The organism is Tenacibaculum pacificus (assembly GCF_027941775.1).
GTDB classification, from domain to species: domain Bacteria; phylum Bacteroidota; class Bacteroidia; order Flavobacteriales; family Flavobacteriaceae; genus Polaribacter; species Polaribacter pacificus_A.
Genome location: NZ_CP115917.1, coordinates 915,849 through 932,293 on the forward strand (window position 1 = coordinate 915,849; position 16,445 = coordinate 932,293).

Annotated in this window: 11 protein-coding genes; 7 read left to right on the forward strand and 4 right to left on the reverse strand. The window is 28.2% G+C overall.

The features are described from left to right. Positions 1-17 precede the first annotated feature (17 nt). Together holA and PG913_RS04285 are read left to right on the forward strand one after the other, a co-directional pair. Positions 18-1,019: a DNA polymerase III subunit delta gene (holA, locus tag PG913_RS04280; protein WP_271231768.1), complete on the forward strand. Its 1,002-nt coding sequence runs from the start codon at positions 18-20 to the stop codon at positions 1,017-1,019. Positions 1,020-1,099: 80 nt separating this feature from the next. Then, a complete protein-coding gene (locus PG913_RS04285) occupies positions 1,100-2,731 on the forward strand; it encodes an ABC-F family ATP-binding cassette domain-containing protein (protein ID WP_271231769.1) in 1,632 nt (543 codons plus the stop codon). A 210-nt stretch (positions 2,732-2,941) separates the two neighbouring features. On the opposite strand, the gene tsaD is transcribed toward PG913_RS04285, so the two are convergent. Further along, positions 2,942-3,970: a tRNA (adenosine(37)-N6)-threonylcarbamoyltransferase complex transferase subunit TsaD gene (gene tsaD, locus PG913_RS04290; RefSeq protein WP_271231770.1), complete on the reverse strand. Its 1,029-nt coding sequence runs from the start codon at positions 3,968-3,970 to the stop codon at positions 2,942-2,944. Between the two features lie 207 nt (positions 3,971-4,177). Here tsaD and PG913_RS04295 point away from each other — a divergent pair, with 207 nt between their 5' ends. The 5 genes from PG913_RS04295 (at position 4,178) to PG913_RS04315 (ending at position 13,214) form a co-directional block, all read left to right on the forward strand. Beyond that, positions 4,178-8,491 carry a translocation/assembly module TamB domain-containing protein gene (locus tag PG913_RS04295; RefSeq protein ID WP_271231771.1) on the forward strand — a complete coding sequence of 1,438 codons (4,314 nt, stop codon included), beginning with the start codon at positions 4,178-4,180 and terminating at the stop codon, positions 8,489-8,491. A 78-nt stretch (positions 8,492-8,569) separates the two neighbouring features. Further along, the gene (locus PG913_RS04300) at positions 8,570-9,490 is read left to right on the forward strand and encodes a DUF368 domain-containing protein (protein ID WP_271231772.1); all 921 of its coding nucleotides are present in this window, start codon (positions 8,570-8,572) and stop codon (positions 9,488-9,490) included. Positions 9,491-9,587: 97 nt separating this feature from the next. Beyond that, a complete protein-coding gene (locus PG913_RS04305; RefSeq protein WP_271231773.1) occupies positions 9,588-10,538 on the forward strand; it encodes a DUF368 domain-containing protein in 951 nt (316 codons plus the stop codon). Next, positions 10,519-11,280, forward strand: a complete 762-nt coding sequence (locus tag PG913_RS04310; protein ID WP_271231774.1) for a shikimate dehydrogenase family protein — start codon at positions 10,519-10,521, stop codon at positions 11,278-11,280. Before PG913_RS04305 ends, PG913_RS04310 begins: the two co-directional genes overlap by 20 nt. Positions 11,281-11,369: 89 nt before the next feature. After that, positions 11,370-13,214 (forward strand): DUF349 domain-containing protein, encoded by a 1,845-nt coding sequence (locus PG913_RS04315; protein WP_271231775.1) that lies wholly within the window; start codon positions 11,370-11,372, stop codon positions 13,212-13,214. Positions 13,215-13,315: 101 nt separating this feature from the next. Here the strand turns inward: PG913_RS04315 and PG913_RS04320 are convergent, their stop codons facing one another. From PG913_RS04320 to PG913_RS04330, 3 genes are all read right to left on the reverse strand, one after another. Then, on the reverse strand, positions 13,316-14,422 hold the full coding sequence (locus PG913_RS04320) for an energy transducer TonB (RefSeq protein WP_271231776.1): 1,107 nt from the start codon (positions 14,420-14,422) through the stop codon (positions 13,316-13,318). Between the two features lie 220 nt (positions 14,423-14,642). Beyond that, on the reverse strand, positions 14,643-15,302 hold the full coding sequence (locus tag PG913_RS04325) for an energy transducer TonB (protein WP_271231777.1): 660 nt from the start codon (positions 15,300-15,302) through the stop codon (positions 14,643-14,645). Positions 15,303-15,459: 157 nt separating this feature from the next. Then, complete coding sequence (locus PG913_RS04330) at positions 15,460-16,389, reverse strand: peptidylprolyl isomerase (RefSeq protein ID WP_271231778.1); 930 nt, start codon at positions 16,387-16,389, stop codon at positions 15,460-15,462. Between the last annotated feature and the right edge of the window lie 56 nt (positions 16,390-16,445).

Below are 16,445 nucleotides of genomic sequence, written 5' to 3' on the forward strand. Positions count from 1 at the left end.
GCTTCAAAAATAAGAAAATGAACGAAATTAAAACTATCGTATCCGATATAAAAAAAGGGAATATAAAACCTATATATTTTTTAATGGGTGATGAACCTTATTATATTGATAAAATCTCTGAATATATCGAAAAAAACGTACTTGATGAATCTGAAAAAGGCTTTAATCAAGTGGTAATGTATGGAAGAGATGTTACTATTGATGAAATTATAGCATCAGCAAAACGCTATCCGATGATGGCAGAAAAGCAGGTGATTATTGTAAAAGAAGCACAAGATTTAGTTCGTAGTATTGATAAACTTGAAGCTTATGCCGAAAATCCGCAATTAAGTACCGTATTAGTTTTTAATTATAAATATAAGAAGTTAGATAAGCGTAAAAAAACTTATAAAGCGATTGCTAAAAATGGCTTAATTTACGATAGTAAAAAACTATATGAGAATCAAGTTGCAGATTGGATTCGTAAAGTTTTAGGCGGAAGAAAATATAATATTGAACCAAAAGCATCTCAGATGTTAGTGGAGTTTTTAGGAACAGATTTGAGTAAAATATCGAATGAATTAGATAAATTGACTGCTGTTTTATCAAAAGAAACCATTATTACAGATAAACATATTGAAGAAAATATTGGTATTTCGAAAGATTTTAACAATTTTGAATTGCGAAAAGCAATCGGTCAAAAAGAAATTGTAAAAGCAAATAGAATTATTAATTATTTTACACAAAATCCTAAAAATAATCCGTTAGTAATGACTATTTCATTATTGAATAGTTTTTTTACACAATTATTAATGTATCACGGTTTAAAAGATAAATCGAAAGGTAATGTGGCTAAAGTTTTGGGTGTAAATCCTTATTTTGTGGATGATTATAGTTCGGCAGGAAAAAAATATCCGATGAGAAAAGTATCTCAAATAATCGGTTTTTTACGAGAAGCAGATATTAAAAGTAAAGGAGTAGGAGCGAATCAATCATCTTCGGATATTTTAAAAGAATTATTGTTTAAAATACTGCATTAATGAAATTGATTTTGATTTGTATCAAAAAGAAAATCTGTAATTAACAAAATTAGTATTTTCGCAATTCAAAATATATATACGTGATTACTGTAGATCAATTAGCTGTTGAATTTAGTGGGAAAACGTTGTTTAAAGACGTATCGTTTGTAATAAATGAAAACGATAAAATAGCCTTAATGGGAAAAAATGGTGCAGGGAAATCGACCATGATGAAAATTATGGCAGGAGTTTCAAAAGCTACTAAAGGAGGTGTTAGAAGTCCGAAAGATACTGTAATTGCTTATTTACCACAGCATTTATTAATGGAGGATAATTGTACGGTAAGAGAAGAAGCATCCAAAGCATTCGACGCTGTTTTTAAGATGAAATCCGAAATGGAACACTTAAATAAAGAGCTAGAAACTCGTACAGATTATGAGTCGGAGGCATATATGAAAATTATTGAACGTGTCACCGATTTAGGAGAAACTTTTTATGCTTTAGAAGATATAAATTACGAAGCAGAAGTAGAAAAAGCCTTAAAAGGATTAGGTTTTAAGCAAGAAGATTTTGATAGGTTAACATCAGAATTTAGTGGAGGTTGGCGTATGCGTATCGAATTGGCTAAAATTTTACTGCAAAAACCCGATTTAATTTTATTAGATGAGCCAACAAATCACGTAGATATAGAGTCGGTAATTTGGTTAGAAAATTTTTTACTAAACAAAGCCAAGGCGGTAGTGGTAATATCACGTGATAAAGCTTTTATTGATAACATAACCAATAGAACCATTGAGGTTACTATGGGTACAATTCACGATTATAAAGCGAAGTATTCTCATTATTTAGAATTACGAAAAGAACGCCGTTCACATCAAATAAAAGCGTATCAAGAACAACAAAAAACGATTGAAGATATTAAAGGATTTATCGAACGTTTTAAAGGAACATATTCAAAAACAAATCAAGTAGCATCACGTGTTCGAATGTTAGAAAAAATTGTGCCGATTGAAATTGATGAAGTTGATACAACATCATTAAAATTACGTTTTCCACCATCGCCACGTTCTGGAGATTATCCTGTAAAAGTAGAAAACTTAACCAAAAAATATGGCGATTTAACCGTTTTTAAAGATGCAAGTTTTTCAATAGCTCGTGGTGAAAAAGTATCGTTTGTAGGGCGTAACGGAGAAGGGAAATCAACCATGATAAAAGCCATTATGGGCGAAATTGATTTTGAAGGCGAATGCGGTTTAGGTCACAATGCCAAAGTTGGATATTTTGCTCAAAATCAGGCTTCATTATTAGACCCAGAATTAACCGTTTTTCAAACAGTAGATGAGGTTGCAGAAGGAGATGTACGAACGCAAATAAAAAATATTTTAGGGCGCTTTATGTTTGCTGGTGATGATATCGAAAAGAAAGTAAAAGTGCTTTCAGGAGGAGAAAAAACACGTTTGGCAATGGTTAAATTATTATTAGAACCTGTAAATGTGTTAATTTTAGATGAACCAACAAATCATTTAGATTTACGCTCGAAAGATGTTATTAAAGAAGCATTATTGCATTTCGATGGAACGTTAATTTTGGTTTCTCACGACCGTGATTTCTTACAAGGATTATCAGAAAAAGTATTTGAATTTAAAGAACAACGCGTTATTGAACATTTCGAAACTATTGATGTTTTCTTAGAACGAAATAATATAAAAGCATTAAAAGAAATTGATTTATAAAATTATTTTTAGAAGCAATTTCCCGCTTTCCGCACTCGCTTTTTTTATTTTTCAAAAGAAAAAAATAAAAAAGAGCTCAAACAATTGCTTCAATCGGGGCTAGAAATTTGAGTTAAGTTTTAGAATTTTATTTATCAGAAAAAAATAAACAAAAAACACCGTTAAATAATTTTAACGGTGTTTTTTGTAAATAAATATGATTTAAAATAGTTATTCGGTAACTTTTAAACGAGCTTTTGATGTAATTGAAATATCAGAAAAATCGTTATTTTTATATTTTAAATACCCAGCAATTGCAATCATTGCAGCATTATCGGTTGTGTATTCAAACTTTGGAATGTAAGTTGTCCATCCCCAATGTTTTTCGGCTAAGGCTAAACGTTTTCTAATTTCAGAATTTGCAGAAACTCCTCCAGCAATAGCAATGTGTTTTATATCGGTTTGTTTAACGGTATTTTTTAATTTATCCATCAATATTTCAATAATAGTATATTGAATTGAAGCACAAATATCATGTAAATTTTCTTTAATAAAATCAGGATTTTCTTTTACATTCTTTTGAATAAAACGCAAGATTCCTGTTTTTAATCCGCTGAAACTAAATTGTAAATCACCTACTTTTGGTTTGGTAAACTGAAAAGCTTTCGGATTTCCTAATTGTGCATATTTATCAACTAAAGGGCCTCCAGGATAAGGTAATCCTAATATTTTTGCTGATTTATCAAAAGCTTCACCAACGGCATCATCAATAGTTTCGCCTAAAATTTCCATTTCAAAATGATTGGTAACTTTAACAATTTGTGTGTGTCCGCCACTAATGGTTAAACAAACAAATGGAAACGGCGGAATTTTAGCATCTTCATCTTCAATAAAATGAGCTAAAATATGTCCTTGCATATGATTTACGGCAATTAGTGGAATATTTAAACCTAAAGCAAAAGATTTAGCAAAAGAAGTACCAACTAATAAAGAACCCATTAATCCAGGACCACGTGTAAAGGCTATGGCGCTTAAATCATTTTTTGTAATACTAGCTTGTTCAATGGCTTGTTGTACTACAGGAACTATATTTTGTTGATGCGCTCTTGAAGCTAATTCAGGAACAACACCTCCATATTTAGCATGTATTTCTTGATTTGCAACCACGTTGCTAATTACTTTTCCGTTGTAAATTACGGAAGCGCTTGTGTCATCACAAGAGCTTTCTATACCTAAAATGTAGCTGTTTTCTGTACTCAATGTTTCAATGTATTAAAATGCAAAAATATCGTTATTGTGTTACATTTTCGTTAAAATTGATATTTCTTTAAAATAAGGCGACATTTTTGCAGTTAGCTGATTACATTTGTTTGTAATTTTATCAAAATACACATTATTAAAAAACTAGGAACTATACTGTATAGGTTATTAAAGTACGTGTTACTTGGGATAATCTTGCTTATTATTTTGCTATCATTACCTGTTGTACAAAGTAAAATTGCAGGACGTACAACAAATTGGTTAAACAAAGAATATAATACAAATATTCTTGTAAAAAGAATTGATTTATCTTGGTTAGGAAGTGTTCAATTAAAGGAAATTGAAATTAGAGATCATCATAAAGATACACTTATTTTTGTTCAAAATTTAAGCACTTCATTATTAAATGCTAAACGTATTATAGATAATAATGTTAATTTAGGCGAAGCTTCTTTAAGTGGTGCTTATTTTAATATGAAAAAATATAAAGGAGAAGAAGATGATAATATGTCTATTTTTATCAAGAGTTTTGATAGCGGTACTCCAAAAGATAGTTTAGCAAATATTTTTGTTTTAAAAAGTGATAAAATTGCTATCGAAAATTTAACTTTTAAGCTTTTTGATGATAATAAAAAAGAATCGCTTCAATTTGGGGCGTATAAAGCAAGTGGTGATTTATTAGATTTTTCAATTACAGGACCTAATGTTTCTCTAAAGATGAGAGAAATGAGTTTTACTGAAAATAGAGGAATCAATATAACCAATATGTCTACCGATTTTGTGTACACAAAGACATATATGAATTTTGATTGCACCGTTTTAGAAACAGATAATAAATCAAAAATAAAAGGGGATATTAAATTAACATATAATCGAGAAGATTTTGTCAATTTTAATGATAAAGTAAAGTTTAAAGCAAAGTTATTAAAAAGTGCTGTTTCAATTAAAGATATCAGTAAATTATACCAAGAATTAAGCGGTAATGATATGCTTTATTTTAGAGGAGATATGAACGGTGTGTTAAATAATTTTAGCGTAAATAATGTTCGGCTGTATTCTAGAAAAGGAATGAAACTTATTGGTGATATGGGTTTTGTAAATGCCATTAAAAAAGAAAGAGGTTTTGTTTTTGATGCCGATTTTAAAAATGTTACCGCAAATTATTTTCAATTAAAAAGTGTGTTGCCTAATTTATTAGGAAAGACCTTGCCATCAGAATTTCAAAGACTTGGTGATTTTACTCTTAAAGGAATTGTAAGAGTTACTCCCGATCAAATGGATGCAACTATTTCGGTAAAATCAGAAATAGGAACAACTATTTCTGATTTGCAATTAACAAATATTGATAATATTGATCAGGCAAATTATGTAGGCGAATTGGAGCTTATTAATTTTGATTTAGGCGTGTTTTCAAACAATCCTATACTCGGTAAAATATCATTAAAAGCTGATGTAGATGGTACTGGTTTTAATCTTGAAAATATAAATACAATTGTTATTGGAAAGGTTACTGATTTAGAATTCAATACCTATAATTATAAGGATTTATATATTAATGGTCAATTTCAAAATAAAAAATTTGATGGAGTTTTAAATGCAAAAGATCCTAATTTTAAACTTAATTTTGAAGGTTTAGCAGATTTTTCATCAGCAACAAATAAATTTGATTTTATCGCTAATATTGATGCAATCGATTTGAAAAAAACGAATCTTTTTACGCGTGATAGTATTGCAGAGTTAAAAGGAAATATTAATTTAAATATATCAGGAAATACATTTAATGATATTGTAGGTACAGCAGCCTTTAAAAACTTGGAATATAAAAATCAAAATAAAGCATATTTATTTAAACATTTTGAAATAAAATCATCAGTAAAAGAGGAGATTAAAACGATAGAAGTTGATTCTGATGATATTGTTAAAGGAACTTTAAAAGGTAAATTTTCTTTTGAAGAACTAATTCTAATAACTCAAAACGCTTTGGGAGGTCAGTATGAAAATTACTTGCCAAATAAAGTTGCTCCAAATCAGTTTTTAGATTTTGACTTTACTATTTATAATAAAATTATTGATGTTTTTTTACCAGATATAGCTATCGGAAAAAATACCATATTAAAAGGAAGAATTAATTCTGATAAAAATGTCTTAAAATTGAAGTTTTCGGCACCAGAAGTTGATATTTATAAAAGTGTTATAGAAAACATTGTATTCAGAATGGATACTAAAAATCCGTTATATAACACACATTTAACAGCAAGTAAAGTTAATACACCGTATTATAATATTGAAAAATTAAATTTATTAAACAGAATAAAAAATGATACGTTGTATTTTAAATCGATATTTAAAGGAGGTAAAAACTATTCTGAAAGTTTCAACTTAGATTTTTATTATACAATTAACGAATTACAAAAATCAGTAATAGGTATTCAAAAATCAACTTTTAATTATAAAGGATTTGATTGGGTGATAAATAAAAAATCTGACAAAAAACACAAAGTAGCATTCAATTTAAAAAAGAATAATTATAAAATAAGTCCTTTTGTATTTGAATCAGGCGAACAAAAAATTGAATTTAAAGGGATTGTTAGAGATAGTACTTATAAAGATTTACAAGCTAATTTTAATAAAGTAAAATTAGGTAGCTTTTTACCACTGATAGATAATTTAAGTTTAGACGGAAGTTTAAACGGCGTAGTTGATGTTGAGCAGCAGGGAAAAAAAATAGTACCGAAAGGAAACTTATTAATAAATGATTTTCATATTAATGAACTTCCTCAAGGAGATTTAACAATGAATATTACAGGAGATAATTCCTATGAAAAATATAAAGTAAACTTTTCATTAGTTAATGAAAGAGCTAAGAGTATTTCAGCTGTTGGTGGCTTAGATTTTTCAAAAGTAAGACCTACTCTTGATTTAGAAGTTTCTTTAAAAGAATATGAATTAGCGGCTTTTAGTCCTTTAGGAAAAGAAGTTTTAAATAAACTTAGAGGAAAAGTTACTGGAAATTTTAAGGCAACTGGTTTTTTAGGAAACCCTGATTTTCAAGGAGTATTAAATTTGGAAGAAGCCGGTTTAACTTTTCCGTATTTAAATGTTGATTTTGATTTAAAAGGAGATACAAATATCACTTTAGATAAACAACAATTTAAGCTTGGTAATGTAATATTAGAGGATACAAAACATAAAACACAAGGAATTTTATCAGGATATGTTGCGCATCAAAATTTTAAAGATTGGTATTTGAAATTAGATATTGATACCGAAAATTTATTAATATTAGATACCGAAGAAACTGTAGAATCGTCTTATTACGGAACTGGTTTTTTAGATGGAAATGCTGAAATTAGAGGACTTACCAATAATTTAGATATTGTTATTGAAGGTAAAACAAACAAAGGTACTTTATTTGTAATTCCTTTAAGCGATGTAAAAACAATAGATAATTATAAGTTAATTCGTTTTAAAACAGGGAAATCAACAATTGAAAATAGTCAGAAAACGATTAAAGATATAAAAGGACTCGATTTAAAAATAAATTTAGAAGTTACTAAAGATGCAGTTGCTCAAGTTGTAATTGATAAAGTTTCGGGAAGTGAGTTAAAAGGAAGTGGTAAAGGAAATTTAAGAATAGATATCAATACATTAGGTAAATTTAAAATGTATGGCGATTTTGAAATTGATAAAGGCTTATATAATTTTAAGTATGCAGGAATATCAAAGCCATTTATTGTTCAAAAAGGTGGAAGAATAGCTTGGAATGGAAATCCATATGATGCGGAATTAGATTTAATTGCTATCTATAAAACAAAAGCAAATCCTGCACAATTATTAGATAATATTAATTCAAATCGTAAAATCCCTATTGATTTATACACCAAAATTACAGGAGGTTTATTTAGTTCAAAACAAGAATTTGATATTAAAATTCCAACAGCAAATTCAACAGTTGCTTCTGAGTTAGAATTTATTTTAAACGGAAATGATTTAAATACAAAAATGCAGCATTTTTCATTTTTACTAGCTTTTGGTACTTTTTATAATGAAGAAACTATTGGTAGTAGTGCCGCAAATGGTTTAAGAGGAACAGCATCTGAAATAGCATCAAGTATTTTAACAGATGTGCTAAATAGTGAGGATAGTAAATTTAAATTAGGGCTAGGTTACGTACAAGGTGATAGAGGTAATATTGATGATGTTAATAGTTTAAAGTCTGATGACCAGGTAGATGTGTCTGTTTCTACACAGTTAAGTGATCGTATTCTTGTAAATGGAAAAGTAGGTGTTCCTGTAGGAGCAAATACACAAACAAGTATTGTTGGTGAGGTAAAAGTAGAGGTGTTGTTAAATGAGAAAGGTAGTTTAAGAGGAACTGTTTTTAATAGACAAAATGAAGTGCAATATTCAACTGAAGAAGAAGGATATACACAAGGAGTTGGTCTTTCGTATCAAGTTAATTTTAATAATTTATCAGAACTTGGTGAAAAAATAGGACTTCATAAAAAAAGAAAGCAGTAAAAACAATTCCTGTAAAACTTATAAAAAATAAATTTATCAAATTTAAAACAAAAGACAAAAAAGAAGAACTAAAATTATATGAACAGAACAAATAAAGATTATTTAGTAATCATGTTAAAAGGAATTGCTATGGGAGCTGCAGATGTTGTTCCAGGAGTTTCAGGAGGAACAATCGCTTTTATTTCAGGAATTTATGAGGAGTTATTAAACTCGATTAGTGCGATTAATTTAAGTTTATTCAAAACGTTAAAAAGCGATGGGATAAAAGCTGCTTGGAAACAATTAAACGGTAATTTTTTAGCATCCCTTTTTATTGGGATTTTTATAAGTATTATTTCCTTAGCAAAAGCAATTAAATGGTTGTTAGAATATAAACCAATTTTATTGTGGGCTTTTTTCTTCGGATTAGTATTAGCAAGTATTCTTTATGTTGGAAAACAAATAAAAAAATGGAATTTTATCAGTATATCCATAGGGGTTTTAGCGGTGTTTTTTGGGTATTTAATTACAGTTTTACCCGCAGTTAACGGTCAGGATGTTAGTTATTTGTTTTTAGTTTTTTCAGGAGCAATAGCATCTTGTGCGATGATATTACCAGGGATTTCAGGTTCTTATATTTTATTATTGATTGGTGTTTATCCATTAGTTATGAGTGCTTTAACAAATGTAGAGCTAAGAACAATTTCTGCAATTATGATAGGTGTTATTGTTGGTTTAACGACTTTTTCAAAATTATTGAAATGGTTGTTTCATCATTATAAAAATGAAATGTTAATTGCTTTAACAGGTTTAATGTTAGGTTCTTTAAATAAGGTATGGCCTTGGAAAAGTGTAATTACAACTTATACCGACAGGCATGGAGCGATAAAACCTCTTTTAGAAAAAAGTATTTCACCATTTTCATACGATGGAAACCCTCAATTAATGTACGCCGCTATATTAATTGTTATCGGATTTTCATTAATTTTATTATTGGAAAAATTAGCTGTAAAAAAGTAATAAAAAACAAGTACTTTAGTCCTCTAATTTAAAAAATGTACAAACAAGAACAACGCACACTATTACAAAAAACACTTCTTTTTTTAAAGGGGTAACTATGGGCGGCGCTAATAAAGTACCTGGTGTTTCGGGGGGTATGGTGGCTTTTGTAATGGGTTTTTATGAAGAGCTTATTTTTTCTTTTCAACGGATAAATGGCAAAGCTTTTAAATTACTTTTCAACGGACGATTTAAAAGTTTTGTAGCATACACAAATTTGCAATTTTTAGGATTGGTAATGTTAGGTAGTATGTGCAGTTACTTTAGTGTTTCGTTGCTTTTAGATTATTTTCTAAAAAATTATGAACTGTATGTTTGGTCATGGTTTTTTGGAATGATTATCGGTTCTATTTATTATATTTCAAAAGATTTTAATGATTGGAGATTTAAAAATATAGTTGCTTTAATTGTGGGTTCGCTTATAGGAATCTGTATCAGTTTTATGACTCCTGCTACAGAAAATGACAATCTGTGTTTTGTTTTTATTTGCGGAATTATAGGTGTTTCAGGAATGACACTTCCTGGGTTTTCAGGGTCGTTTATTTTAATATTATTAGGAAACTATGTATTGTTATTAGTAGATAGTGTCAATGTTTTTGCAAGTGTTGTTACAAGTCTTTTTTCTGGTGATTTTGAAGTTTTAAAAGACCCTATCAAAATAAGGTATTTAAAAATTTTAACCATCTTTACATTAGGTTCTGCTTTCGGGTTAGTATCAATGTCACATATATTAGGATATGTATTAAAAAGATGGTATCAAATAGTAACCGCTAGTATTATCGGTTTTATAACAGGCTCGTTAGGTATTGTTTGGCCTTGGAAAAAAACAATATATAAAGTAAATAAAGAAGTTTTTTTATTAGATAAAAAAGGTCATAAAATTGTTGAAAATTACGAACGATTTATACCTGATTTATCAACACAAGAAACTTGGATTTCAATAGGTTTTATACTTTTTGGTATTGCCTTAATTTTAATTATAGATTTTTATGGAAGAAAAAGAGATTAGAAATATGTATGCCTTAGTAGGTAAAAATATTTCATATTCATTTTCAAAAGGATATTTTACAGATAAGTTTAAAAAATTAGCACTTGAAAATACAGCATATGTTAATTTTGACATACAATCAATAAAAGAACTTTCTCAAAAAGTTAAAGATAATGAAACTACTTTAAAAGGAATGAATGTAACGATTCCTTATAAATTAGAAGTTTTTAATTATTTAGATAAAATAGATAAAAAAGCACGAAAAATAGGAGCAGTAAATACTATCAAAATTTCTAAAAAAGGGAAATTAACAGGTTTTAATACCGATGTTTATGGATTTAAAAAATCATTAAAACCATTATTGAAAGAACATCATAAAAAAGCTTTAATATTAGGAACAGGTGGCGCTTCTAAAGCTGTAGCTTATGTTTTAAAGAAATTAGATGTCAAATATAAATTTGTGTCAAGAAATCCCGAAGGAAAAAAACAAATTTCATACAAAGACTTAACAAAAGAATTTATAGAATCTCATCATTTAATTATTAACTGTACTCCTTTAGGAACGCATCCTAATATTGATGACTGTCCTGATATTCCATATGAGTTTATATCAAAAGAACATTTATTATTCGATTTAATTTATAACCCAGCTGTGACTACTTTTTTAAGAAAAGGACAAGAAAATAATGCTGTAATAAAAAATGGATTAGAAATGTTAGAACAACAAGCCGAAAAAGCTTGGAGAATATGGAATGATAGTTAACAATAAGTTATTCAAAATAAAATTTGGTATTCTATAAGAATCCGTATATTTATAAAATTAATAATTTAAGGAACTTAAACATTGTAGATATGTTAGAAAATAACGAAAAAGAATTACAACAGCCAATTACTGAAGAAATTATTGCAGTAAAAGTAGAAACAGAAAATGCAGTAAATGCAGTAGAGATTGAAGTAGCTAATGAAGCTGAAAAAGTGGATGAAAAGCACGAAATACCAATGTTAGATTACGCTACTATGGAGTTAAGTACTTTGGTAGATGAATTAAATAAGTTATTGAGTAGCTATCAAATACAGCAACTAAAATCAAATATTGATGCTCTTAAAAATGCATTTAATACTAAATTTGGTGATTTAGTAGCAGAAAAAAAAGCAGCATTTTTAGCAGAAGGAGGAAATTCAATTGATTTCCAATTTTCAAGCCCTATAAAATCAGAATACAATAAGTTACTAGGCGATTACAAAACAAAGCGTGATGCTCATTATTCTAAGTTAGAAAATCAATTAAAAGAAAACTTAGAGAAAAGAAATGGTTTAATTGATGAATTGAAAACATTGATTGAAAAAGCAGATGCTAAAACAATGTACAATGATTTCCAAGAAATTCAAAAAAAATGGAGAACTATTGGACCTGTACCAAAAACAAAATATAATGATACTTGGAAAATTTACCATCATCATGTAGAGCGTTTTTATGATTTATTAGACTTAAATAAAGATTTTAGAGAGCTAGATTTTAAACATAATTTAGAAGAAAAATTAAAAATTATTACACGTGCAAAAGCTTTAAATGAAGTTGTAGATGTAAATGTAGCTTTTAAAGACTTACAAGATTTACATCGTATTTGGAAAGAAGAAATAGGTCCTGTAGGAAAAGAACATAGAGAAGATGTATGGGGTAAATTTAGTGAAGCTACCAAGAAAATACATGATAAGCGTCATCAATATTTTAGAGAATTAAAATCTAAATATCAAGAAATGATTGATGCTAAGTTACAAGTTGTAGCAGAGATTAATGCATTTGATACTTCAAATAATAATTCACATAACGATTGGCAAAAAAGTATTGTAGAACTTGAAAAGTTACGTAAAAAATATTTTGATATAGGAAAGTTACCTTATAATAAAAGTGAGGCAGTTTGGCAAGAATTTAAGACTGCAACAAAAAAATTTAACAGTTCAAAAAATGTTTTTTATAAAGCTGAAAAAAGCACTCAAAACGATAATTTAAAAAGTAAAATAGCTTTAATTGAACTTGCTGAGAGTATAAAAGATAGCGATGAATGGGAGGATACAACCAATACTATGAAACGTATTCAATCTGATTGGAAAAAAATTGGACATGTGCCAAGAAAGTTTTCTGATGATATATGGAAACGCTTTAAAGATGCTTGTAATTTCTATTTTGATAGATTAAATGCTCAAAAGAACGAACAAAATAAAGAACAATTAGAACTTGTTGTAGCTAAAAAAGAGTTTATAGAGCAATTAAAAGCTTCTGAAAACTTAACCTTAGAGAATATTCAAGATAGTATTACAAAATGGAGAGCATTAGGTTTCTTACCAAGAAATGCACGTCATTTAGATGAAAAATTTAATAAAGCAATTGATGCTCATTTAGGAAACCTAAATATGAGTAAAAGTGATATTGAGTTAATGAAGTTTAAAAACAGTATTGATACTTATTTATTACAAAAAGATTTTAAGAAATTAGATAACGAGCAATATTTTATTCGTAAAAAGATAGATGAGTCAGTTAAAGATATGCAACAATTAGAAAATAATTTAGGTTTCTTTTCTAATGCAAAAGATGATAATCCATTAGTATTGAATGTTCGTAAAGGAATTCAAGAATTTAAAGATCAATTAGATGTTTGGAAATCTAAATTAAATTATATTAAAAAGTTAGATTACTAATCTTAACTTTCTAAATATAAAAAACTCGAATCATATGGATTCGAGTTTTTTTGTTCCAATTTGTTTATTTAAACTCTGTTTTGATTCTATATTTTTTAATCTTAGTGTAATGTGAAGTTAATAGGGATGTAATACTCAACATTAGCTGGTAAACCAGCTTGTGTACCAGGAACAAAAGTAGAAAGGTTTAAAACCATTCTTTTAGCTTCTTGCTCTAGTAATTGTCCATTTTTAGGACCTCTCATTTTAATGTTACTTACCTCTCCTTTTTTTCCAATAATAAAACGAACCCAAACTTTACCTTCAATATTTTGAGCTGCTGCTTCAGCAGGGTAATTAAAATTTCTTTGAATATGGCTTATCATTCTTTCATTAAAACAAGTGTTTTTTTCTGTATCAGTTACTTTTAAACAAGTTTTAAATAATGGGATATTTTCAACATCATTAAACTTAACAAAATCAGTAATTAATTTTTCTTCTTTTGTTGTTTTTGTAATTTGTTTTTTTCTGATTTTAGCTTTTTCTTCAACAAAATTTGCATCAGGATGTCTAAAGGTAATTGGAATTCCATATTTAACTTTTACAGCTTTTCCATTATGCTTCCCAGGAATAAACTTAGGTAGTTTCTTTACAATTCTACTAGCTTCTTTTTTTAAAGAAGTACTGTTTTTTGGTCCTCTAATTTGAAGAGAATTTACATTACCTTGTTCATCTATTGTAAATTGTACAGATATTCTACCTTGAATACCTGCTTCAATTGCATCTTGTGGATATACAAAGTTTCTTGTAATATGTTTAGACATTTGTGTCTCAAAACATTTTGCTTGTTTTACTAAAGGTACATTATTACATTTTGAAAATAAAGGGATTTCTTCGACGATATTAAAAGGGATTCTTTCAATAGTACTAGAGTTATCTTCTAACTCAAGTTTACCAACTAATAAAGTATTTCTTTTTATGTTTGTAACTTTTTGAGAAGTTCCTCCAATAGCAGAAACAGTTTTATTTTTTTTACGAATTATACGTCTTCTTGTAGATACTTGAATAGATAATTGTTTTTTTGTTCCATCTTCTGATTTTTCAATAGCACATTTTGTAATACTGTTAGGATCAGCAATAGATTCATCAGAAGTAGTACATTTTTCTTGTTGTGAAAAAGCTATAAAAGATGTAAGCATAGCTGCTATTAATAGGGTGAATTTCATCATATTCGCTTTCTTTTTAGACGGTTAACAATTTGTTAACATTGTAAACATAAGAAATAAAAAAGAGAAACACAACTTTTCTGAGCTTAAAATTATACCTGCTAATGTTTTTATAGCGAAAAAAATAGATCAAAATAAAATAAAATTATTTTATTTTATTTTATTTTGATCTATTTTTTTGAAGATATAGGGCTTTTTTTATAGTTAAAAAAGTAGTTTGTAGTTAATCAGATGTTAGGTTTAAGGGGAAAGCATAGGTAACAATAACAGGTAAACCCTTTTGTTTTCCAGGGTTAAATCGTGGTAATTTTTTTATAATTCTATCTAACTCCTTGTGCAGTCGTTCGTCTTTTTTACTACTTCTTATTTTTGAATTAATAACTTTACCGTAAACATCTATACTAAATTGAATATATACTTTAACATTACTATTTTCAGGGATATAATCTTCAACATATAAGTTTTTTATAATATGTTTATTAATCTTTTCTTTAAAACATTTAATATTGTTTTTTTTATGAGAACTTATACATTTATCAAACATCGGTATTTCTTCAACTAATGTAAATAAAACTTCTTTTGAAAGATTTGGAGCTTTTAAAGATTTCTTTCCATTTATATGGTCAGTTTTTTTTCTACCTCTATTATTAACTCTTTTTCTCGCAATATTTGTTTTGGATATTTTTCTAACACTATTTTTGTTTTCAGATATATCACATTTTTTAATAGAAATTTCATTTAAATCAATTTCGGCCTCTTCTTTAGGAGTTTCACATACTTTCGCTTGACTATATAGATTAAAAAAAGTTAAACTAAATAATAAAAAGAGTAGGGGGACATTTTTCATTTTGTATAGTGGTTTTGGACACTGTAAAGATGACAAAGTAAATTTAGTTTATGTTTAACTTAATGTGGTTTTTATCTTAATTAATTGTTAATTTAACGTTACTTAAAGTGATTATTTGTTAATGAAAAAGCTCTCTATTTTTTAAATAGAGAGCTTTTTTTTAACTTTTACTTGTTGTTTAATAGTTATAAAATTATTTTACAGCCATTAATTCAACATCAAAAATTAAGGTTGCATTTGCTGGAATAACTCCTCCAGCACCTGCTTTTCCGTAACCTAAGTTAGATGGAATTACAAATCGTGCTTTATCTCCAACTTTTAATAATTGAATACCTTCGTCCCAACCAGCAATTACTTGACCTACACCGATAGCAAAATCAATTGGTTGCTTACGCTTGTAAGATGAATCAAACACAGTACCGTCTAATAATTGACCTTTATAATGTACAGAAACATTAGCACCTTTTGTAGCTTGTTTACCATCACCGTTTTGTAAAATTTTATAACGTAATCCTGATGGAGTTTCGTCATATCCTTTAGCAACAGTATCTAATAATTCAGCTTGTTTTGCTTTTTCTTCTGCTTCACGTTTTTCACGAGAACCTTCAAAAGTTCTAAAAGCTTCAACAGCATTAAATTTTTCAGCAGTTTCACCTACACGAATAATTTCAATATCCATTGTATCATTTTGAGCGATAGCATCTACAACATCTTGTCCTTCAACAACATTTCCAAAAACAGTATGATTACCATCTAAATGAGGAGTAGGAGTATGAGTAATGAAAAATTGAGAACCGTTAGTTCCAGGTCCTGCATTTGCCATAGATAATTTTCCAGGAGCATCACGCTTTAAATCTGGATGAAATTCATCTTCAAATTTATAACCAGGGCTACCAGTTCCAGTTCCTTGAGGACAACCTCCTTGAATCATAAAATCAGAAATCACACGGTGAAACTTTAATCCATTATAATATGGAGTTCCTTGTGGTTTTGCGTTGTTATCTAAATTTCCTTCTGCTAAAGCAACAAAGTTACCTACAGTTCCAGGAGTTTTTTCGTATTCTAAATTCACTAAAATAGCACCTTTTGGTGTTGTGAACTTTGCGTAAATTCCGTTATTCATTTTTGTTAGATTATCTTAATTAATATTGAAAAAACTTTTTCTTCGGATAAAACATT